The following is a 21,764-nucleotide window of genomic DNA, read 5'->3' as shown; positions in this document are numbered from 1 at the left end:
CGCGGTCATTGAACGACGTCGTCCACCGAGGGCGACTCGTTGCGGGACAGGTTGATGCCGAGGTTCGCCGCGGCGCGCTCGAGGTCCTCGTCGTCGGAGTCGCGCATCTCGATCGCCGCACCGTCGGAGGACAGGACCTCCACGTTGAGGCAGAGCGACTGCAGCTCCTTCAACAGCACCTTGAACGACTCCGGGATGCCCGGCTCCGGGATGTTCTCGCCCTTGACGATGGCTTCGTACACCTTGACCCGGCCGATCACGTCGTCCGACTTGATCGTGAGCAGCTCCTGCAGCGTGTAGGCCGCGCCGTAGGCCTGCATCGCCCAGCACTCCATCTCACCGAAGCGCTGGCCACCGAACTGGGCCTTACCACCCAGCGGCTGCTGGGTGATCATCGAGTACGGCCCGGTGGAGCGCGCGTGGATCTTGTCGTCCACCAGGTGGTGCAGCTTCAGGATGTACATGTAGCCGACCGAAACCGGGTACGGGAACGGCTCGCCGGAGCGGCCGTCGAGCAGCACCGCCTTGCCGTCCGGGCGGACCATGCGCTCGCCGTCGCGGTTGGGCTTGGTCGCCGACAGCAGACCCGTCAGCTCCTCCTCCTTGGCGCCGTCGAACACCGGGGTCGCGGTGTTCGTGCCTGGCTCGACGTCGTAGAGCTCTTCCGGCAGGTTCTTCGCCCAGTCCGGATTGCCTTCGACCTTCCAGCCCTGCGAGGCCAGCCACCCGAGGTGCAGTTCGAGGATCTGGCCGATGTTCATACGACGCGGCACACCGTGCGTGTTCAGCACCACGTCGACCGGGGTGCCGTCCTCCATGAACGGCATGTCCTCGACCGGGAGGATCTTGCCGATGACGCCCTTGTTGCCGTGCCGGCCGGCGAGCTTGTCGCCGTCCTGGATCTTGCGCTTCTGGGCCACGTAGACGCGGACCAGCTCGTTGACGCCCGGGGGCAGCTCGTCGTCGTCCTCGCGGGAGAACACCCGGATGCCGATGACCTTGCCGGTCTCGCCGTGCGGCACCTTCAGCGAGGTGTCGCGCACCTCGCGGGCCTTCTCGCCGAAGATCGCGCGGAGCAGGCGCTCCTCCGGGGTCAGCTCGGTCTCACCCTTGGGCGTGACCTTGCCGACCAGGATGTCGCCGTCGCGGACCTCGGCACCGATCCGGATGATGCCGCGCTCGTCGAGGTCGGCGAGCACCTCCTCGGAGACGTTCGGGATGTCCCGGGTGATCTCCTCGGCACCGAGCTTGGTGTCGCGGGCGTCGATCTCGTGCTCTTCGATGTGGATCGAGGTGAGCACGTCGTCCTGCACGAGGCGCTGCGACAGGATGATCGCGTCCTCGTAGTTGTGGCCCTCCCACGGCATGACCGCGACCAGCAGGTTCTTGCCGAGCGCCATCTCACCGTTCTCGGTGGACGGGCCGTCGGCGATGACCTGGCCCTGCTCGACCCGGTCGCCCTCGTTCACGATCGGGCGGTGGTTGAAGCAGGTGCCGTGGTTGGAGCGGCGGAACTTGTACAGCCCGTAGCTCTTCCGCGTGCCGTCGTCGTGCATGATCGTGATCAGGTCGGCGGAGAGCTCCTCGACCACGCCGGCCTGCTCGGCGACGAGCACGTCACCGGCGTCGACCGCGGCCCGCAGCTCCACCCCGGTGCCGACCAGCGGCGCCGAGTTGCGCAGCAGCGGCACGGCCTGGCGCTGCATGTTCGCGCCCATCAGCGCGCGGTTCGCGTCGTCGTGCTCGAGGAACGGGATCATCGCCGTCGCGACCGACACCATCTGGCGCGGCGAGACGTCCATGTAGTCCACGTCCATCGGGTCGATCAGCTCGACCTCGCCGCCCTTCTTCCGGACCAGGACGCGGTCCTCGACGAAGTGGCCGTCGGCGTCGATGGCGGCGTTCGCCTGCGCCTTGACGAAGCGGTCTTCCTCGTCCGCGGTCAGGTAGTCCACCTGGTCGGTGACCCGGCCCTCGACCACCTTGCGGTACGGGGTCTCGATGAACCCGAACGGGTTGACCCGCGCGTAGGAGCACAGCGAGCCGATCAGGCCGATGTTCGGGCCTTCCGGCGTCTCGATCGGGCACATCCGGCCGTAGTGCGACGGGTGGACGTCGCGGACCTCCATGCCGGCGCGCTCACGGGACAGACCGCCGGGGCCGAGCGCCGACAGGCGGCGCTTGTGGGTCAGCCCGGACAGCGGGTTGTTCTGGTCCATGAACTGCGACAGCTGCGAGGTGCCGAAGAACTCCTTGATCGCCGCCACCACCGGGCGGATGTTGATCAGGGTCTGCGGGGTGATCGCCTCGACGTCCTGGGTGGTCATCCGCTCGCGGACGACGCGCTCCATGCGGGACAGGCCGACCCGGATCTGGTTCTGGATCAGCTCGCCGACGGTGCGCAGGCGGCGGTTGCCGAAGTGGTCGATGTCGTCGGTCTCGACCGGGATGGTCTGGTCGCCGACGACCATCTTGTCCTCGCCGGCGTGCAGCCGGACCAGGTACTCGATGGTGGAGACGATGTCCTCTTCGGTCAGCGTCCCGGTGTCGTACGGCGTGGTCAGGCCCAGCTTCTTGTTGACCTTGTAGCGGCCGACCTTGGCCAGGTCGTAGCGCTTGTCCTTGAAGAACAGGTTCTCCAGCAGGGTCTGCGCGCTCTCCTTCGTCGGCGGCTCGCCGGGGCGCAGCTTGCGGTAGATGTCGAGCAGGGCCTCGTCGGTGCCCGCGGTGTGGTCCTTCTCCAGGGTCGCCATCAGCGTCTCGGAGAAGGAGAAGCGCTCGCGGATCGCCTCGGTGGTCCAGCCGAGCGCCTTCAGCAGCACGGTGACCGGCTGGCGGCGCTTGCGGTCGATGCGGACGCCGACGGTGTCGCGCTTGTCCACGTCGAACTCGAGCCACGCGCCGCGGCTCGGGATGATGCGGGTGCTGAAGACGTCCTTGTCGGTGGCCTTGTCGACGCTGGAGTCGAAGTAGACACCGGGCGAGCGGACCAGCTGGGACACCACGACACGCTCGGTGCCGTTGATCACGAAGGTGCCCTTGTCGGTCATCACCGGGAAGTCACCCATGAAGACCGTCTGGCTCTTGATCTCGCCGGTGTTGTTGTTGACGAACTCGGCGGTGACGAAAAGCGGCGCCGCGTACGTCATGTCCTTGTCCTTGCACTCCTCGACCGAGGCCTTGACCTCGTCGAAGCGCGGGTCGGAGAAGGAGAGGGACATGGAGCCGGAGAAGTCTTCGATCGGGGAGATCTCGTTGAGGACCTCCTCCAGACCGCCGACCGGGTTCTCTTCGCCTTCCTCGACGCGGCGTTCGAACCACGCCTCGTCGCCGGTGAACCATTCGAATGACCGGATCTGCACGTCCAGCAGGTTCGGAGTGCTCAGCGGCTCGCGAATCTTCGCGAACGACACCCGCTTGGGGGCGCCGGGGATGGTCGCGAGCTCTGAAGACTCCGAAGCAGATTCAGCCGAGGTGGTCGCAGCAGTGGCCTGGTTCGCGGGAGAGACTGCCAAGATGCGTCCTTCCAGGGACAATGAGCGGCTGACAGACGCGCTAGCAGGGCGTAACACGAACTGTCAAGGGTGCGGTGGTGCCGACCATCCTAGCTGCCTGCTTCGGGCAGCCTGAAAGAGGGCAGCGCAAAGAAGCAGTCTAGCCCCGAAGGCCGCGCTTGTCGAGGGGGCACGCCCGACGGGGGCCCAGCCTCATACGCCTGCCTTCCACGACGCCGGTTTCCCGGTGTCCACCGGCCCTGCCCTCCCGCACGAGGCGGGCCGTTGGGAGTAAGCGTGACCCCCCGGAGACCGCGAGTCAAGATGCCACTCCCGCCAGGAGGCCAAACCGCAGGTTCGAAGGCGGATTTTCCGCCGGATGGCGGAGCGTGCAGCCCCCTTGTGCACAGAGTCACAAGCTGTTCGGGGTGCTGGCCACGCTCCCACCAGGCCTTTAACCCCGATCAACCGGCTTTTGCCCGCAGAAGCTTCCGGGCGCCGGGCGTCACGGCGGACATGGGTGCGGGGCCCGCGCCGGGGACCGCGAAGGCCGCCTCCGAAGGGGCCGGTGTCCAGCTCGACTCAGCCGGGCGGAGCATCCGGCCCGGACGCCAGCGCCGGGGTGATGACCGACCAACCGGCTTTTCCCCGCAGAAGCTCCCAGGCGCCCGACGCCACCACGAACACAGGTGCGGCCCCCACGCCAGGAGGCGCGAAGGCCACATCCGAAGAGGCCCTGTGCAGCTCCGCTCACCCGGGCGGAACACCCGCCCCGGACGCCAACGCCGAGGGTGGCGACCGACCAACCGGCTTTTCCCCGCAGAAGCTCCCAGGCACCCGGCGCCACCACGAACACAGATGTAGCCCCACGCCCGGAAGCGCGAAGGCCACATCCGAAGGGGTCGTATCCAGCTCCGCTCAGCCGGGCGGAGCACCCGGCGCGGGCGCCGGGGCCGGGGTGGTGGGCTGCGCCGGCTGACCACCCGAATAGGTGTTCATGTCGGTGATCTTCCACTGGCCGTCACGCAGCTCGGTGGTGAACCACATCTGCGCCCCACCGGCGGAGGTCTGGTTCTGCGCGGTCCGCGTGGACGTCTGGTCGGCGGAGACCATCACCTTCGCGCGGTCGCCGTCCAGCAGCACCACGGCGCTGCGGGTGACCTTCATGGTCACCACCATCTTCTGCTCCGGCGCGAGCCGCTTCACCTCGCCCATGAAGCCGTTGTACTTCTGCCGCACCTCGTCGTTGACCAGCAGCTCGTTCGCCGCGTTCTCGGTCTTCGCGATGTTGTTGAAGTCGTAGGAGAACAACGCCTCCGCCGCGCTCGTCACGGCCTGCTTGACCTGCGCGGTCTTCGCCACGTCGAGCAGTGCGGTGTTGCTGGTCGCCTCGGAGACCTTGCTCTCCTCGATCTTGAACCACACCGCCAGCCCGGCGAACGCCACCGCGGCTACCAGCAGCACCGCGATCAGCGCGCCCCCGCGCTTCCGCTTGGCCGGGAAAGCCGCCGGGGAGGCGGGCTCGTCTTCGCTGAGTTCCGCGGCCTCGGCCTCCGAGGACGGCTTGCGCACGCCGGTGTCCCGCACCTTCGGCCGCGGGCTCGGCCGCGCGGGCTTCGCCGGTTCCGCAACCTCCGAAGACTCCGAAGACTCCACGGCCTCCGAAGACTCCACAGCCTCTTCGGGCTCCACCGCCTCGGGCTCGGCAACGGCAGGCTCGGCCTCGGCAACCTCGGGCTCAACAACCTCAGGCTCGGCAACCTCGGAAGAAACCGCCGGCTCCGGCCGCGGCTTCGGGCTGGGCCTGCGGATGCCGGCCACCTTGGGCCGCCGCACCGGCGTGGGGCCGGGGCGGGGCGGCTGGCGACGGTTGGCCATCAGAAGAAGCTCCTCACTGCTGTCCAGCGCCGACGACGGGAACGTTGCCGATGGCCGACAGCTTCCACTCGTCACCGACCCTGGTCATCTCGATCTCCACGCGCAGCGACTTGACGCCCTTCTCGGCGCCCTTCGTCACGTCCGTGGACAGCGCCACCAGGCAGGTCGCCTTGCCCTCGTGCTCGTTCAGCTCCTCCACCGCGATGTCCTGCACGGTGGTCACCACCACCGTCTTCGCCTGGCCGATCGCCTCCCGGAACTTGCCCTCCGAGTTGCGGGCCTGCTCCTGGATCGCCCCGGTGGACAGCTCCTGCTGCTTCTGGAAGTACTGGTCGAGGTTGTTGTAGTCGAACTCGGTGAACGCCTTCACCGCGGCCGTGCCCGCGGCCAGCACGTCGTCGCGTGCCTGGGCCAGTTCGGCGTCGTCACCGTTGGCCGCGACCAGCCACTGGACGCCGAAGATCGCCGCGGCCAGGAAGGCCGCGGTGGCCAGCGCCGCCGCACCCAGCAGCAGCGGGCGCGCACGGTCCCGCGGCTCGGGGGTCTTGACCACGGCCTTGTCGGCCTTGTCGGCCTCGTCGGCCGTCGCCGCGTCCTGCTCCGAATCCATAACTCTCCAGACGAATGCGGTTGCTCAGCCGGGCAGGCCGAACAGCGAGGGCAGGCTGGTCAGGCTCAGCCCGGGACTGCCCGCGATCCCGGGCACCCCGCGCAGCGCGGCCAGTTCCTCCTCGGAGCGGTTGGCGTTCGCCTCCAGCTCCTGCTGCGACGGCACCACCGGCACCCCGTTGTACGGCGCGTTCTGCGAACCCCGCACGTTGATCGGGCTGCCCTTGGGTTCCGCACAGTACGCATCCCGCTTCGCGTCGCGCGGGGTGAGGTCCTCCGGCCGGTTGCCGGTGCGGAACTCCTCGACGTCCCGGTAGCCCTTGGTGCACGACGGCGGGTCGAACAGGTTCAGCACCAGCCCGAGGTGCGCGGTGTCGTCACCGGGCGCCACGGTCTGCGCACCCACCGACAGCAGCGGATAGGTGACCAGGCCCTGCTCCAGCCCGTCCAGCCGGGTGACCAGCAGGTTCGACGTGGTGAGCAGGTTCGCCACCACCGCGCCGAGCCCTGGCCCGGTCTCGGCGACCACCTCGCTGATCTGGTTCGCCACCTGCGGGGTCACGCCGATCAGCTTGCGGACGTCGCCGTCGGAGTTCTTCAGCGTCTCCGACAGTTTGTTCAGGTCACCGCTGAACGACGCGAACGAGCCGGCGAGGTCGTTCTGCGTTTCCAGCACCTTCCCGCCCTGCTCCAGCAGGTTGACCGTCTCCGGCAGGTTCTCCTGCGCGGCCGCGGTGAAGTCGCGCGCGGTGTCCATCAGCACCTGGAGGTCGTCACCGGTGCCGCGGAAGGCGTCGTAGGACTCGTCGACCACGGTCCGCAGCGCGTCGGTGGGCACCGAGGCGGCGAGGCTGTCCAGGTCGCCGAGCACCTGGTCGGTGGGCACCGGGGTGACCGCGCGGTCGGCCGGGATCACCGAGCCCTCCGCCAGGAACGGCCCGTTCTCGTTCTTCGGCCGCAGGTCGACGAACTGCTCGCCGACCGCCGACCGGTTGACCACCATGGCCTGCAGGTCGGCGGGGATCTGCGGCATGTCCGGCTCGATGTTCAGCTCGGCCTGCAGCCCGCGCTCGGTCAGCGACAGCTCGCCCACCCGGCCCACGTTGTAACCGCGGTAGGTGACCTCGGCGTTGGTGAAGATGCCACCGCTGGCGTTGAGCTGCAGGTTCACCGTGTAGCCGCCCTGGCCGAACACGCGGCCCACGTCGGTGAACCGGAACAACGCGTACACGATGGACAGCACCGCGATCACCGCGAAGGCGATCAGCTGCAGTTTCGTCTTGCGCACCAGCATCAGCCGGCACCCCCTGAAAGCACGTCGAAGATGCCGCCGATGCCGGTCTGCTGCGGCGCGGGCGCCTGCCCGCCGGTCGGCGCGCCCTGCCCGGTGCCGATCGGGGTGGAGGTGGGCAGCGGCAGCAGCGGGGGCGCGTTCGGATCGACCCCGTTCTGGCCGCCGGTCAGCCCGAGGTTGCCCGGCAGGATGTCCTGCAGCGGGTTCTGCCTGCTGCGGCCCAGGTTCGCCAGCACCTCGTTGAGGTTCAGGTCGATCTTGGCGTACAGGTTGAAGTAGTCGCCCTTCACGCCGTCCACGGCGGCGTCGCTGAACGGGAAGGTCAGCAGCAGCTCCAGCGCCTTCGGCAGGTCGTTGCCCGCCTCGCCGAGCTTCTGCAGCGTCGGCTGCAGCGCCTTGAGATTGGCGACCAGGTCCTCCTGGCTCTTGTTGACCGTGTCGGTGGCCACCCCGGACAGGTCGTTGAGCGCCTGCAGCATGGTGACCAGCTGCCCGCGCTGCTCCTCCAGCACCTTCAGGCCCGGCCCGAGGTTGTCCAGCGCGCCGGCGATCTGGTCGCGCTGGCCGTTCAGCGTGGACGAGAGCCGGTTCAGCCCGTCGAGCGCGCGGGTGATGTTCGACGACTGCGCGTCGAGGCTGGCGACCAGGTCGTTGGCGTTGTGCAACAGGTTCCGCAGGTCCGGCGCGCGGCCCTCGGTGGCCGCGTTCAGCTCCTTGGTGATGGTGTTGAGCTGCTCCACGCCACCGCCGTTGAGCAGCATGGACAGCGCGCCGAGCACCTCCTCCACCTCGACGTTGCGATTGGTCCGCTCGACCGGGATGAGCATGCCGTCGGCGAGGCGCTCCTGCGCCTTGCCGTCCGGCGGCGGGCTCAGCTCGACGTACTTCTCACCGAGCAGGCTCGACTGGCGCAGGTTGGCCAGCGCGTTCGACGGCAGCTCGACGTCGCCGTTGACCAGCACGCTGACCTCGGCGGTCCAGCCGTCCGGCGCCAGCCCGATGCTCTCCACCCGGCCGACCGGCACCTCGTTGATCTTCACCCCGGCCTGCGGGATCAGGTCGAGCACGTCCCGGAACTGCACCTTCACCGTGTACGGGTGGTCGCCGAGATCGGCACCGCCGGGCAGCGGGATGTCGTAGATGCCGGTGAACCCGCAGCCGGACAGGGTCACCGCGGCGACCGCGCCGATGGCGGCGAAGGCCTTGCGCCTCATCGGGCACCTCCGGACATCACGTCAACCAGCGGCAGCGGCAACGGCGGTGCCTCGCCCTTCTTCGCCGCGGCCACCACCTGCGCCACCGAGGGCAGCGGCAGCGCGCCGTCGAGCACCGGCTGGAGGTCCTTGCACAGGTCGCCGACCAGGTCGAGCTGGTCCGGCGTCTGCTTGAGCAGGTTGCACACCATCAGCACCGGCGGCTGGGTCAGCTCGTTCAGGTTCGGCCTGGCGTCGAGCGTGCCGGACGAGGCGTTGTAGGTGTTGACCAGGTTGCCCAGCGCCACCGGGGCCACGTCCAGGATCTCGGCCAGCGCGCCGCGCTGGTCCACCAGCGTCCTGGTGATGCTGGCCAGCTTGTCCACATTGGACTTGAGCTTGTCGCGGTTCTTCTCCACGAAGGCCTGCACCTGCTCCAGCGTCGGGCCCAGCTGCTGGACCGTCTCGGCCAGGTTGCCGCGCTCGTCGGCGAGGAAGCCGGTGACGTCGGCGAGCTGCCGCTCGAACTCGCGGATCTGGCCGTCGCTGTTGGCCAGCGTGGTGGAGAAGTCGCCCAGGTTGCGCACGGTGGCGAACAGGTCGTCCTTGTTGCCGGCCAGCGTGCCCGACGCCTGGCCGAGCCGGGTGATCGTGTCGTGCAGGGCCTGGCCGTTGCCGTCGAAGTTGTCGGCGAGCGTGGTCAGCAGGGTGGACAGCGAGCCGTCCTTGTTCACCCCGTTCGGGCCGAGCGACTGGCTGACCCGGCTCAGGCTGGCGTAGAGGTCGTCCACCTCCAGCGGCACCGCGGTGCGCTCGATCGGGATGGTGGCGCCCTCCTCGATCACCGGGCCGCCGGTGTGCGCCGGGGTCAGCTGCACGTACCGGTCGCTGACCAGCGACGGCGCCACGATCACCGCCTGCGCGTCGGCGGGCACGGCGACCGCGCGGTCGTACTCCATGCTCACGCGGACCCGGTCGCCCATCGGCTCGACCTTCTCCACGGTGCCCATCTGCACACCGAGCATGCGCACGCTGTTGCCCTCGTACAGGCCGACCGCGGTGGGGAACCAGGCGGTCAGGTGCTTGCGGCCCGGGTCCTTCAGCGTCCACCACAGGCCACCGGCCACCAGCAGCGCGAGCACACAGGCCACGCTGAGCCAGCGGGCCACGTTCATTCCGAAGCGGGTATCGGTCATTTCGCGTTGCACCCGTCTTCGTTGATCGGGCCGACGGACGGCAGCAGCAGGCCGCAGATGTAGTTGTCGAACCAGCGGCCGTTGCCGATGGTGTTGTTGAACACCCGGATGAACGGCGCGAACTCGCGCAGGCCCGCGGCCAGCGCGTCCTGGTTGCGCTGCAGCATCGAGGTGAGCTGGTCGAGCTGGGTGAGCACCGGGTCCAGCTGCGCGTCGTTGTCCTCGATCAGCCCGCGGAGCTCGGTGGACAGCGTCTTGGTGCCCTCGAGCAGCCTGCTGATCGCCTCCTTGCGCTTGCCGACCTCTTCGAGCAGCTTGTTGCCGTCCTGGAGGAGCTTGGTCACCTCGGCGTCGCGGTCCACCAGGGTCTGGCTGACCTGCTTGGTGTTGGCCAGCAGCTGGGCCAGCTGGTCGTCGCGCTTGGCGATGGTGTCGGACAGCTCGGACAGCCCGGACAGCGCGCCCTTCACGTCGTCCGGGGTGTCGGAGAAGGTCTCCGACAGCACGTCGAAGCTCTTCGCCAGCTGGGTGGTGTCGATCTCGTCGACCGTGCCGGACAGCCCGCGGAAGGCCTCCAGCACGTCGTACGGCGAGGCCGTGCGCTCACGCGGGATGGCCACGTCCGGGTCGAGCACCTGGTCGCCGATCGGGTCGAGCGCCAGGTACTTCTGCCCGAGCAGGGTCTTCAGCTTGATCGCCGCGCTGGTCTTGTCACCCAGCCAGGCGTCCTTGACCTTGAACGAGACGCGGACCTTGTCCCCGGCCAGCTCGATGTCGGAGACCGCGCCGACCTTGACCCCGGCGATGCGCACCTCGTCGTCGGGCACCAGCCCGGCCGCCTCGCCGAACTCGGCGGTGTAGCTGGTGCCGCCACCGATCACCGGCAGGTCCTCGGAGTTCAGCGCGGCGATCACGCCGAGCAGGATCACCGCGATGCCGGCCAGCGCGATGGGGATCGGATTGCGTTGCTGGAAGCTTTTCATCCGCCACACCGCTCCCGGTTGACCGGCGCGATCGGCACGTCGATCGGCTGGCTGATCAGCGGCGGCAGCGCGACGCTGCCGGTCATCTCACAGGCGTAGAAGTTGAACCACGACCCGTAGTCGGCGGTCCGGCTCAGCGTGGCCACCTTGTACGGCAGGAACTGGATGAAGTGCTCCACCACCGGCTCGTTCCGGTTGAGGTTCTCGGTCAGGGTGCCCAGCGCGGCGATGTCGTTCTTCAACGGCTCCCGCGCTTCGCTGAGCAGCCCGGAGGTGGTCTCGGCCAGGCCGCCGAGCGAGTCGATCGCGTCCCCGATCGGCTTGCGGTCCTCGGCCAGCCCGGAGACCAGCCGCTGCAGCGTGGCGATCAGCTCGGACAGCTGCGGGGTGCGCTGGTTGATCGTGTCCAGCACGCCGTTGAGGTTCGTGATCACCTCGCCGATGACCTGGTCCTTCTCGGCGATCGTGCTGGTCAGCGACGCGGTGTGGGCGAGCAGGCTCTCCACCGTGCCGCCTTCTCCCTGCAGAACCTGGATGACCTGGTACGACAGCTTGTTCACGTCCTCCGGGTTCAGCGCGCGGAACAGCGGCTTGAACCCGTTGAACAGCTCGGTCAGGTCCAGCGCGGGCTTGGTGCGCTCCAGCGGGATGGTGCCGCCCTCGGGCAGCGTGTCCCCCGGCGTGCCGGTGCCCTGGGCGAGCGAGATGTAGCGCTGGCCGACCAGGTTCCGGAACTTGATCGTCGCGGTCACCCCGGCGGGCAGCTTGCGCCCGGCGTCCACCTCGAACTCCACCTCGGCCTGCCGCCGGTCCACGATCCGCACGTCGGACACCTGGCCGACGCGGACCCCGGCGATGCGCACGTCGTCGTTGGGCAGCAGCAGCGTGGCGTCGGTGAACCTGGCGGTGTAGGTCGCGGTCTTGCTCAGGTTCAGGTTCGCGATGCTGATGCCGAGCACCGCGGTGAACAACACGGTGATCACGATGAAGATGATCAGCTTGACCAGTGCTCCGGTCACCTTCACTTGAAGGTCACCTCCGCTCCGCGGTACAGCGGTCCCACCAGCAATCCGCTCCAATCCGGCACCTGCCCGGCGGCCATCCCGGTCTGGATGCCCAGCAGCTCGCTGAGGAAGCGCTGCTCGGCCGGGCTGTAGGCGAGGTCGCCACCGGCCGCGCCACCGCCGACGCCGACCGCGTTCGCCGCGTTGCTCGGCGGCAGCAGGCCGTCGTTCTGCGAACGCGCTGGCGGCGGGTGCTCGCTGCCGTCGTCGATCGGGCCGTCCGGCGGGTGCTGCGGGAAGGGCACCGGGAACTGCTTCATGTCGTAGCAGCGCGGGCCGCGCTTGTCGTTGAACTCCGGCTCGTCCTGCCCCGGCTGGTACGGCCCGCGGTTCACGGTGATCTCGATGGTCGCGTGCAGGCCGGGCTTGCCGGTGCCCTTGCCGAGCGCCTTGTCCACCTTCGGCACGGTGTCGGCCATCTGCCCGATCACGCACGGGTACTCGGGCGCGTACTTGGCCAGCAGTTCGGCCGTCGGGCGCGCGGTCTCGCCGAGCGCGATGAGGTTCGACTTGTTCGCCTCCAGGAACGACCCGAGGTCGACCGAGGCGTTGGTCAGGTTGCCGTACAGCGCTTCGAGGTTCGGCTTCTGCTCGGCGATCGTGCCGGTGGTGGTGGTCAGGTTGTCCAGTGCCTGCACCAGTTCCGGCGCGCTGTCGGAGAAGTTGTCGGAGAACTTCGCCAGCTCCTGCAGGTTGCGCTGCAGGTCGGGCAGGTGCGGGTTCAGGTCGCCCACGTACTGGCCGAGTTCGCTCAGCGTCTCGCCGAGCGGCTCGCCGCGGCCCTGCAACGCCGAGGAGATCGCGGTGAGCGTGCTCGACAGCTTCTGCGGCTGGACCGCCTGCAGCACCGGCAGCAGGTGCTCGAAGGCCTGCGACAGCTCGACCGCGCTGGAACTGCGGTCCTGCGGGATCACGTCCCCGTCGGCGATCTTCACCGGGGCCGGGTTCTCCGGGATCTCCAGCGACACGAACCGCTCGCCGAACAACGTCTTCGGCAGGAACCGCGCGGAGACGTTGGCCGGGATCAGCTGCGCCGACTCGGGCAGCAGCTCCAGGGTCAGCTCCGAGCCGTCCGGGGTGGCGGCGACGTCGGAGACCACCCCGACGATCAGGCCGCGCACCTTCACGTCCGACTGCCTGGCCAGCTGGTTGCCCACCTTGTCGGCCTGCAGCTTGACGTGCACGAACGAGCTGAACGCCTTGTTGTACATGGCCACGCTGAGGGTGACCCCGCCGATCATCACCACGATGAACGCCAGGCCCAGCAGGCGCTTGCGAATCGTGCTCATCCCGCGATCCTCACCGTGGTCGTGGTCCCCCAGATGGCGAACCCGATGAAGAAGTTCACGATCGCCACGGTGACGATCGTGGTCCGCACCGCGCGGCCGACGGCCACGCCGACCCCGGCCGGACCGCCGCTGGCGCGGTAGCCGTAGTAGCAGTGCGAAAGGATGATGATCACCGCGAAGATGAGCACCTTCACAAACGAGATGAACACGTCTTCGGGTGGTAGGAACAGGTTGAAGTAGTGGTCGTAGGTGCCAGCCGACTGGCCGTAGAAGTACACCGTGACTATTCGCGAGCCGAGGTAGGACATCAGCAGGCCGATGATGTACAGCGGGATGACCGCGATGAAGCCGGCGATGATCCGGGTGGTCACCAGGTAGGGCAGGCTCGGCACGCCCATCACTTCCAGCGCGTCGATCTCCTCCGAGATGCGCATCGCGCCGAGCTGGGCGGTGAAGCCGGCGCCGACGGTGGCCGACAGCGCGAGCCCGGCGACCAGCGGCGCGATCTCACGCGTGTTGATGTAGGCCGAGGCGAACCCGGCGAAGGCCGCGGTGCCGATCTGGTCCAGCGCGGCGAAGCCCTGCAGGCCGACCACCACCCCGGTGAACACGGTCAGGCCGACCATCACGCCGACCGTGCCGCCGATCACGGCGAGCGCGCCGGAGCCGAAGCTCACCTCGGCGAGCAGCCGCATCGTCTCCTTCATGTACTTCCGCAGCGACTGCGGGATCCAGGCCAGCGCGCGGATGTAGAACGACAGCTGGTCCCCGAGCTGGTCGAGCAGGCCGAGCGGGGCGTTCACCGCGCGGCGCGCGCCCTGGCCGATGGCGTGGCGAAAGGCCATGGTCAGCTCCCCTTCGCCGGAACGACCTGCAGGTAGAGCAGGGTCAGGATGAAGTTGACGAAGAACAGCAGCAGGAAGGTGATCACCACGGCCTGGTTCACCGCGTCGCCGACGCCCTTCGGGCCCGGCGGCGGGTTCAGCCCGCGGTAGGCGGCCACCACCCCGGCGATGAAGCCGAAGATCAGCGCCTTCAGCTCGCTGATCCACAGGTCGGGCAGCTGCGCCAGGGCGGAGAAGCTGGCCAGGTAGGCACCCGGCGTGCCGCCCTGCAGCACCACGTTGAAGAAGTAACCGCCGAGCACGCCGATCACGCTGACCACGCCGTTCAGCAGCACCGCGACCAGCATCGAGGCGAGCACGCGCGGCACGATCAGCCGCTGCACCGCGGAGACGCCCAGCACCTCCATCGCGTCGATCTCCTCGCGAATGGTGCGGGCGCCGATGTCCGCGCAGATCGCCGAGCCGCCGGCACCGGCCACCAGCAGCGCGGTCACGATCGGCGCGGCCTGCTGGATGATCGCCAGCACGCTGGCGGCACCGATGAACGACTGCGCGCCGAGCTGGGTGATCAGCGAGCCGAGCTGCAGCGCGACCAGCGCGCCGAACGGGATGGCGACCAGCGCGGTGGGCAGGATCGTCACGCTGGCGATGAACCACGACTGCTGGATGAACTCGCGCACCTGGAACGGGCGCTGGAAGATCCCGCGGATGACGTCGAGGCCGAGCGCGAAAAGCTTCCCGGTCTCGCGGAGCATCCCGATCCCGGGGATCTTGGCGGAGGTGGCCGAACTCATGTACCGCCCTGCCTGGGATCACGCGCTCGGGGCTCGGTCCAGCCGCTCTGCGGCATGCTGGCCACCTGGTCGGCGGGCAGCTGACCGCGGTGCTGGCTGGGCGGCTGCCCCTGGTACTGGGCTTGCGGGGGCTGCTGGGGTTGCTGTCTCGCGCCGACGAGCCGGTGCGGGTGCACGCCGTAGTGCCGCTGTTCTTCCGGCGAAAGCGACTCGATGACCTTCTCCTGCGCGGCGGGCGGCAGCGTGTGGAGGTTGCGCATCACGCGGTCCTGGCGGCGACGGGCGCCCATGCGCTCCGGCAGGCCGGGGGTGGGCTGCATCTGCGGCGGCACGCCACGCACGTCCTCGACCCCGCCGGCGTGGTGACCCGCCTCGAACATGGCCTTCTCGGCGGCCATGGTGGCGGAGTCCTTTTCCTCGCTCATCCCGATCGGGCCGTCCATCCGGCCGTTGAGGAACTGCTTGACCACCGGCTCCTCGCTGGTGAGCAGCACTTCGCGCGGGCCGAACATGACCAGTTCCTTGCGGAAGAGCATGCCGATGTTGTCCGGCACCGTCCTGGCCAGGTTGATGTTGTGCGTGACGATCAGGAAGGTGGCGTCGATCTGGGTGTTGACGTCGATGAACAGCTGGCTGATGTAGGTGGTGCGCACCGGGTCGAGGCCGGAGTCCGGCTCGTCGACCAGGATGATCTCGGGGTCGAGCACCAGCGCGCGGGCCAGCCCGGCGCGCTTGCGCATCCCGCCGGAGATCTCGCCGGGGAGCTTCTTGTCGGCACCGGCCAAACCGGTCATTTCGAGCTTTTCCAGCACGATCCGCTTGATCTCGGTTTCCGACTTCTTGGTGTGCTCGCGCAGCGGGAACGCGACGTTGTCGTAGAGGTTCATCGAGCCGAAGAGCGCGCCGTCCTGGAACAGCACGCCGAACAGCTTCCGCGTTTCGTACAGCTTCGACTCGGAGCAGCGGACGATGTCGACCCCGTTGATCGTGCAGCTGCCGCGTTCCGGCTTGAGCAGCCCGATCATCGACTTCAGGAACACCGACTTGCCGGTGCCCGACGGGCCGAGCAGGACCGAGACTTCACCAGGCGGCAGGGTCAGTGACACGTCCCGCCAGATGGCCTGCCTTCCGAAGGACTTCGTCAGACCCTCGACGACCACCTCGGCACCCATCGCACCTCCAGGAGCAGTCTTCATTGTCGGCTCTCGCACCCACCCTGGTGTAGCAACGAGCAGGGCGGACACAGGTTACTCATGAGTTTTCCCCGGCGGACGGGGGTTGGGCGCGGTGGCAGCACCGTAGCCCATCCGGGGGAATCTCGCACCAGAAGACGGAAGGGGCGGGCACCTCGCGGTGCCCGCCCCTTCCGGCAGTGCTGGGTCAGCCCTGGATCACTTGAGCGAGATCTTCGCGCCCGCGCCCTCGAGCTTCTCCTTGGCGGCCTCGGCGGCCTCCTTGTCGACCTTCTCCAGGATGGCCTTGGGCGCGCCCTCGACCAGCTCCTTGGCCTCCTTCAGGCCCAGGCCGGAGACGACCTCGCGGACCACCTTGATGACCTGGATCTTCTTGTCACCGGCGGACTCGAGCACGACGTCGAACTCGTCCTGCTCCTCGGCGGCGGCCGGGGCGGCACCGGCGGCACCCGGGGCGGCGGCGACGACCGCGGCCGGGGCGGCGGCGGTGACGTCGAAGGTCTCCTCGAACTGCTTCACGAACTCGGACAGCTCAAGCAGCGTCAGCTCCTTGAAGGCGTCGAGCAGTTCTTCGGTGCTCAGCTTCGCCATGATGGCGTTCCTCTCTGGATGTGAACTCTAGAGTTCAGGGGGTGGGTTTCAGCTTTCGGCAGGTGCTTCGCCCGCGCCGCCCTCTTCGCCCTTGCGCTTCTCTTCGAGCGCGGCGGCGAGCCGGGCGACCTGGGAAGCCGGCGCCTGGAAGAGCGCGGCGGCCTGGGACAACTTGGCCTTGAACGCGCCTGCGGCCTTGGACAGCAGCACCTCACGGCTTTCGAGGTCCGCGATGCGGGTGATCTCGTCGACGCTGAGGGGCTTGCCGTCCATGTAGCCGCCCTTGATGACAAGGGCGCTGTTGTCCTTCGCGAAGTCGCGGAGCGCCTTCGCGGCGTCGACCGCTTCACCTTCGATGAAGGCGATGGCGGTCGGGCCGACGAAGAGGTCGTCGAGACCCTCGATCCCCGCGTCCTGCGCAGCACGCTGGACGAGGGTGTTCTTCGCGACGCGGTACTTGGCACTGGAGCCGAGAGCGACACGCAGCTGTGACAGCTGGGCGACGGAGAGGCCGGTGTACTCGGTAACAACGGTGGCCGAGCTCGTACGGAACCTGTCCGCGATCTCGGCGACGGCCGCCACCTTGTCGGGCTTCGCCATTGGTCGCCTCCTCTCTTGGCTGGTGACCGCCGTGGAGGGACCCCGCGAAATGAAAAACGCCCCAGCGCAGACAGGCGCGGGGCGTCAAGCGACCATGACAGCATGGTCGAGCCTCGTTCCTCCTGCGCGGGCCGCCCGCCATCACGTGGGGGGGACCTTCGTTCCCGGGGCTTTCGCCCAGGGAAGACCAGCGGTCTTCGGTAGAACCGCCGACAACTATACGTGCCCACTTCCCCGCCCCCGCAGCCCCCCTGCTTTAGCGGGCAAAAGCAGCCTGGTGGGGTCACGGACCTGCTTTTGCCCGCAGAAGCAGGGTGGCGGGCAGACGGGGCGGGGGCGGACCGGCATCATGGGTCACGTGGCGGACCAGCGTGGAGAAGAGCACCCCGGGGCCGAGGTCGAACCTGCCCGCCGGGCGGAACCGGCCCCCCAGCCGCCTGCCGACCCGGAGCAGCTGCGCCAGTTCCAGCAGTTCCAGCAATTCCAGGAGTTCCTCAAGTTCTCCGAAGCGCAAAAAGCCCAGCAGTCTCAGCAGAGCGCCGAGCTGCCGCAGCAGAGCGCCGAGCTGACCCAGCAGGCGCCACTTCCGCAACCCACCCAGCAACCACCCCTGCCCCAGCCGAGCCACCAGCCGCCCCTGCCGCAGCCGAGCCAGCAGCAGTGGCTCCCCGCCCAGCAACCGCCCCCACCCCCGCGCCCCAAGGTGCCGCGCTGGCTGAAGTGGATCGGCAAGAAGGTGCTCGGCTGGCCGATCCTGCTCCTGCTGCTCGCCCTCGCCGCCACCTGGGCCTACAACCACTTCTTCCCCGGCGAGGACGAAGAGCTGCCCGCGCCGGAAGCCGGCCGCGGCACCTACAGCGCCACCGAGCTGCTCCAGCCCAACCCGTACCGCGCCGTGCAGCTGGTCTACCAGCAGATCGCGCAGAACCTGCCCGACATGGCCTGCGGCAACCTGTCGAAGGCCGCGCAGGCCAAGTTCGCCGCCGACCTCGGCTTCGCCGACTGCGCGCAGGCGGTGCACCAACTCAGCACCGAGGTCACCAACAAGACCCAGTACGCCCAGTCGATCCCGTTCAACAAGTCCGGCCAGCCACCCGGCGACGTCGTCGTGATCAACTCGTGCGACTACGAGATCAAGGGCGGCGGGCGCGCGCTCGGCGTGTTCACCGTCGAACGCCAGCGGACCGACGCCTCGGGTGGCCAGGTCAAGGGCGAGCAGTGGCTGATCACCGGGCACGAGCCCGGCCCGCACCCGTGCCCCGGCACAAAGCCGAGTGCGCCGCCGTCGAACTGACGCTGGTCACACAAGGTCCCCATCGGACGGCCTCCGGTTTAGGGTAGCTTCACCTAACTCAACGGAGGTTGTTCCAATTGCGTAGAAAGACGCTGGTGGCGACCGTCGCCGTCGCTCTTGTGTCGTTGTCGGCTTGCGGGTCGGGAGAGCAGGCCGCCGCGCCCGCGTCCGGCGGCTGGTCCTTCACCGACGACCGCGGCACCACGGTGACCGCCGCGGGCACGCCCCAGCGGATCGTCGCCCAGGTCTCCTCGGCGGCGGCACTGAAGGACTTCGGCGTGAAGGTGACCGGCACCTTCGGCCCGCTGGTCCGCCCCGACGGCTCGGTCGAGCCGGAGGCGGGCAGCCTGGTCCCGTCCGAGGTCACCGACGTCACCGGCCCGGCGTACGGCGAGCTGAACCTCGAGCGCCTCGCGTCGCTGAAGCCGGAACTGCTGGTCAGCGGCAAGTACGCGGAGTTCCCCGGCCTCTGGCACCTCAAGGAGGACCAGGAGAAGCGCGCGCTGGAGATCACCCAAACAGCCGGCATCGTGCAGTCCGGCGCCGACCTGCCCAAGACCATCTCGCGGTACAGGGACCTCGCCCGCGCGCTCGGCGCCGACGTCGAATCGCCGCAGGTCAAGGCCGATGAGCAGGCCTTCCACGCGGCGGCCCAGCGGATCAAGGACATCGGCGCGCGGATGAAGGCGGAGAACCGCAGCATCCTGGCCGTCGGCGGGCTGCCCGACCAGTACTTCGTGGTGGTGCCGGGCCGCAACCCCGACCTCGCCTACTACACCGAGGGCCTCGGCCTGCCGATCAAGACCCCGGACGCGCCGGACACCACGGGCGGCGGCTACTTCGAGATCCTGTCGTGGGAGCGGGCCGACAAGTACCAGGCCGACCTCCTGATGTGGGACACGCGCCCCGCGTCCATCCCGCCCGCGCAGCTCAAGGCGAACCCGGTGTTCGCCGCGATGCCCGCCGCCGCGAACGACCGCTTCGTCGAGTGGGACGCCGTCGCGCCGCTCAGCTACGCCAGCTACGCGAAGATCATGAACAAGCTCGCCGACCAGCTCGAAGCCAAGCTCGCCACGCTTTAGCCCGCAGAAGCAGCGGCGTCCTGCTTTAGCCCGCAGAAGCAGGACGCCACGCTTTTGCCCGCAGAAGCATGGCCACAAGCTTTTGCCCGCTAAAGCTGCCCCACCTGCTTTTGCCCGCAAAAGCAGGTGGCCGGGCGGAAGGGTGCGGTCAAGCAGAAGGGCGGTCCCGCAGCTGCGGGACCGCCCTTCTGGTGCTTCAGGCGACTCAGGCGTTCGCGTCCTCGGCGAGGAGGTTGCGGGTGCGAGCCGGGTCCACCGGGATGCCGGGGCCCATGGTCGTGGTGAAGGTGACCTTCTTCAGGTAGCGGCCCTTCGCCGACGACGGCTTGGCGCGCAGGATCTCGTCCAGCGCGGCGGCGTAGTTCTCCACCAGCTTGTCGGTGTCGAACGAGGCCTTGCCGATCACCAGGTGCAGGTTCGCCTGCTTGTCCACGCGGAAGTTGATCTTCCCGCCCTTGATGTCCGAGACCGCCTTGGCGACCGCGGGGGTCACCGTGCCGGTCTTCGGGTTCGGCATCAGGCCACGCGGGCCGAGGATGCGGGCGATGCGCCCGACCTTCGCCATCTGGTCCGGCGTCGCGATCGCGGCGTCGAAGTCGAGCCAGCCACCCTGGATGCGCTCGATCAGTTCGTCGGTGCCGACCGCGTCCGCGCCGGCGGCTTCGGCCTCGGCGGCCTTGTCGCCGGTGGCGAAGACGATGACGCGGGCGGTCTTACCGGTGCCGTGCGGCAGGTTCACGGTGCCGCGGACCATCTGGTCGGCCTTGCGCGGGTCCACCCCGAGGCGCATGGCGACCTCGACGGTGGCGTCCATCTTGGTCTTGGACGTCTCCTTGGCGAGCTTCGCGGCCTCGAGCGGGGCGTACAGCCGCTCGCGGTCGATCAGCTCGGCGGCCTGACGGTAGGCCTTGCTGCGCTTGGTCATGCTCTGTCCTTAACTAGCGTGTTCAGTGGATCAGTTGTGGTCGGAGCCAGCGCCTGGCTCTCCCACGGGAACCGGCTGGTTCAGCCTTCGACCGTGATGCCCATCGAGCGGGCGGTGCCGGCGATGATCTTCGCGGCCTGGTCGATGTCGTTGGCGTTGAGGTCGCTCTTCTTGGTCTCGGCGATCTCGCGGACCTGGTCCCAGGTGACCTTGGCGACCTTGGTCTTGTGCGGCTCGCCGGAGCCCTTCTCCACGCCCGCGGCCTTCAGCAGCAGCTTCGCCGCCGGCGGCGTCTTGAGCTTGAAGTCGAACGAGCGGTCCTCGTACACGGAGATCTCGACCGGCACCACGTTGCCGCGCTGGGACTCAGTCGCCGCGTTGTAGGCCTTGCAGAACTCCATGATGTTGACGCCGTGCTGACCCAGCGCCGGGCCGACCGGCGGAGCCGGGTTCGCGGCCCCCGCCGAGATCTGCAGCTTGATGATCGCTGCAAGCTTCTTCTTCTTGGGTGGCATTGCTTCGTGTCCTTCTCACTATCAAGTCCCCCGCACACCTGCCAGTACGCGGGGACTGCCGGCTCAGTGCCGAGCCGTCAGATCTTGGAGACCTGGTTGAACGACAGCTCGACCGGGGTTTCCCGGCCGAAGATCGACACCAGGACCTTCAGCTTCTGCCCGTCGGCGTTCACTTCGCTGATCGTGGCGGGCAGGGTGGCGAACGGGCCGTCCATCACGGTGACCGACTCGCCGACCTCGAAGTCCACCTCGACGGTACCGCCGCCGAGCGGGGCCTCCGCCGTCGCGGTCTCGCCCTTGGCCTTGGCCGGGGCGGCCTTCTCGACCTGCGGCGCGAGGAACTTCAGCACCTCGTCGATGGTCAGCGGCGACGGACGCGAGGTGGCGCCCACGAAGCCGGTGACACCGGGGGTGTTGCGGACCGCACTCCACGACGCGTCGTTGAGTTCCATCCGGACCAGGATGTAGCCGGGCAGCACCTTGCGCTGCACCTGCTTGCGCTGGCCGTTCTTGATCTCGGTGACCTCCTCGGTGGGCACCTCGATCTGGAAGATGTACTCCTCGACGTCCAGCGTCTGGGTACGGGTCTCGAGATTGGTCTTGACCTTGTTCTCGTAACCCGCGTACGAGTGCACCACGTACCAGTCGCCGGGCGCGGCCTTGAGCTCCGCGCGCAGCTTGGCGACCGGGTCTTCGTCGGCCTCGGGCTCTTCGGCCGGTTCCGGTTCCGTGCCCGCCGCGTCGCCGGCCGGCTCGTCGGAGCTGTTCGCCTCAACCGGCTCGGTGTGCTCACCGTCGTTGTCGACGGCCTCGGACACCTGCGCGTCGGAAAGGTCGGTCAGCTCCTGACCGTTGCCTGTGCCGTTGTCGGAGGTCACGTTCCGTCCTCTCAGTTGATCACGTGTCGTACTCGGGGCGTAGCCGC

The 21,764-nt window shown here is 68.6% G+C and carries 19 protein-coding genes; 2 read left to right on the top strand and 17 right to left on the bottom strand.

Going from position 1 to position 21,764, the window contains the following annotated elements; translation table 11 throughout:
- Nucleotides 1-5: 5 nt before the first annotated feature.
- The 14 genes from rpoB to rplJ all read right to left on the bottom strand — a co-directional run bounded on the left by rpoB (nucleotide 6) and on the right by rplJ (nucleotide 17,023).
- Nucleotides 6-3,515 (bottom strand): DNA-directed RNA polymerase subunit beta, encoded by a 3,510-nt coding sequence (gene rpoB / locus A4R43_RS34090; protein ID WP_113695849.1) that lies wholly within the window; start codon nucleotides 3,513-3,515, stop codon nucleotides 6-8.
- Between the two features lie 897 nt (nucleotides 3,516-4,412).
- Nucleotides 4,413-5,372 carry a hypothetical protein gene (locus tag A4R43_RS34080; RefSeq protein ID WP_236808453.1) on the bottom strand — a complete coding sequence of 320 codons (960 nt, stop codon included), beginning with the start codon at nucleotides 5,370-5,372 and terminating at the stop codon, nucleotides 4,413-4,415.
- Between the two features lie 13 nt (nucleotides 5,373-5,385).
- Nucleotides 5,386-5,982: a hypothetical protein gene (locus tag A4R43_RS34075; protein WP_113695847.1), complete on the bottom strand. Its 597-nt coding sequence runs from the start codon at nucleotides 5,980-5,982 to the stop codon at nucleotides 5,386-5,388.
- Between the two features lie 24 nt (nucleotides 5,983-6,006).
- On the bottom strand, nucleotides 6,007-7,275 hold the full coding sequence (locus A4R43_RS34070; protein ID WP_113695846.1) for an MCE family protein: 1,269 nt from the start codon (nucleotides 7,273-7,275) through the stop codon (nucleotides 6,007-6,009).
- Nucleotides 7,275-8,489: an MCE family protein gene (locus A4R43_RS34065; RefSeq protein WP_113695845.1), complete on the bottom strand. Its 1,215-nt coding sequence runs from the start codon at nucleotides 8,487-8,489 to the stop codon at nucleotides 7,275-7,277. Before A4R43_RS34065 ends, A4R43_RS34070 begins: the two co-directional genes overlap by 1 nt.
- Nucleotides 8,486-9,664 (bottom strand): MCE family protein, encoded by a 1,179-nt coding sequence (locus A4R43_RS34060; protein WP_113695844.1) that lies wholly within the window; start codon nucleotides 9,662-9,664, stop codon nucleotides 8,486-8,488. Before A4R43_RS34060 ends, A4R43_RS34065 begins: the two co-directional genes overlap by 4 nt.
- A complete protein-coding gene (locus A4R43_RS34055) occupies nucleotides 9,661-10,647 on the bottom strand; it encodes an MCE family protein (protein ID WP_113695843.1) in 987 nt (328 codons plus the stop codon). The genes A4R43_RS34060 and A4R43_RS34055 overlap by 4 nt, the downstream gene beginning before the upstream one ends.
- Nucleotides 10,644-11,672 carry an MCE family protein gene (locus A4R43_RS34050; RefSeq protein WP_113695842.1) on the bottom strand — a complete coding sequence of 343 codons (1,029 nt, stop codon included), beginning with the start codon at nucleotides 11,670-11,672 and terminating at the stop codon, nucleotides 10,644-10,646. Before A4R43_RS34050 ends, A4R43_RS34055 begins: the two co-directional genes overlap by 4 nt.
- On the bottom strand, nucleotides 11,669-13,000 hold the full coding sequence (locus A4R43_RS34045; RefSeq protein WP_113695841.1) for an MCE family protein: 1,332 nt from the start codon (nucleotides 12,998-13,000) through the stop codon (nucleotides 11,669-11,671). Before A4R43_RS34045 ends, A4R43_RS34050 begins: the two co-directional genes overlap by 4 nt.
- A complete protein-coding gene (locus A4R43_RS34040; protein ID WP_113695840.1) occupies nucleotides 12,997-13,845 on the bottom strand; it encodes an MlaE family ABC transporter permease in 849 nt (282 codons plus the stop codon). Before A4R43_RS34040 ends, A4R43_RS34045 begins: the two co-directional genes overlap by 4 nt.
- 2 nt (nucleotides 13,846-13,847) lie before the next feature.
- Complete coding sequence (locus A4R43_RS34035) at nucleotides 13,848-14,639, bottom strand: MlaE family ABC transporter permease (protein ID WP_113695839.1); 792 nt, start codon at nucleotides 14,637-14,639, stop codon at nucleotides 13,848-13,850.
- A complete protein-coding gene (locus A4R43_RS34030; protein WP_113695838.1) occupies nucleotides 14,636-15,811 on the bottom strand; it encodes an ABC transporter ATP-binding protein in 1,176 nt (391 codons plus the stop codon). Before A4R43_RS34030 ends, A4R43_RS34035 begins: the two co-directional genes overlap by 4 nt.
- 219 nt (nucleotides 15,812-16,030) lie before the next feature.
- A complete protein-coding gene (gene rplL, locus A4R43_RS34025; RefSeq protein ID WP_113695837.1) occupies nucleotides 16,031-16,423 on the bottom strand; it encodes a 50S ribosomal protein L7/L12 in 393 nt (130 codons plus the stop codon).
- A gap of 48 nt (nucleotides 16,424-16,471) precedes the next feature.
- Entirely contained in the window at nucleotides 16,472-17,023 is a 552-nt protein-coding gene (gene rplJ / locus A4R43_RS34020; RefSeq protein ID WP_113695836.1) for a 50S ribosomal protein L10, read from the bottom strand.
- 349 nt (nucleotides 17,024-17,372) lie between these two features.
- Between rplJ and A4R43_RS34015 the strand changes: the two genes are divergently transcribed.
- Nucleotides 17,373-18,317 carry a hypothetical protein gene (locus A4R43_RS34015; protein ID WP_113695835.1) on the top strand — a complete coding sequence of 315 codons (945 nt, stop codon included), beginning with the start codon at nucleotides 17,373-17,375 and terminating at the stop codon, nucleotides 18,315-18,317.
- A 77-nt stretch (nucleotides 18,318-18,394) separates the two neighbouring features.
- Complete coding sequence (locus A4R43_RS34010) at nucleotides 18,395-19,399, top strand: ABC transporter substrate-binding protein (RefSeq protein ID WP_113695834.1); 1,005 nt, start codon at nucleotides 18,395-18,397, stop codon at nucleotides 19,397-19,399.
- A gap of 205 nt (nucleotides 19,400-19,604) precedes the next feature.
- Here A4R43_RS34010 and rplA read toward each other — a convergent pair whose 3' ends face one another.
- The 3 genes from rplA to nusG form a co-directional block, all read right to left on the bottom strand.
- Nucleotides 19,605-20,324, bottom strand: a complete 720-nt coding sequence (gene rplA, locus A4R43_RS34005; RefSeq protein WP_113695833.1) for a 50S ribosomal protein L1 — start codon at nucleotides 20,322-20,324, stop codon at nucleotides 19,605-19,607.
- A gap of 80 nt (nucleotides 20,325-20,404) precedes the next feature.
- Nucleotides 20,405-20,839: a 50S ribosomal protein L11 gene (gene rplK / locus A4R43_RS34000; protein WP_113695832.1), complete on the bottom strand. Its 435-nt coding sequence runs from the start codon at nucleotides 20,837-20,839 to the stop codon at nucleotides 20,405-20,407.
- A 77-nt stretch (nucleotides 20,840-20,916) separates the two neighbouring features.
- Nucleotides 20,917-21,717, bottom strand: a complete 801-nt coding sequence (gene nusG, locus A4R43_RS33995; protein ID WP_113695831.1) for a transcription termination/antitermination protein NusG — start codon at nucleotides 21,715-21,717, stop codon at nucleotides 20,917-20,919.
- Nucleotides 21,718-21,764: the final 47 nt, after the last annotated feature.

It is taken from the genome of Amycolatopsis albispora, assembly GCF_003312875.1.
In the GTDB taxonomy this organism is placed as follows: domain Bacteria; phylum Actinomycetota; class Actinomycetes; order Mycobacteriales; family Pseudonocardiaceae; genus Amycolatopsis; species Amycolatopsis albispora.
Note: the sequence above shows the minus strand (reverse complement) of the source record. Positions and strands in the feature narration are given on the sequence as shown.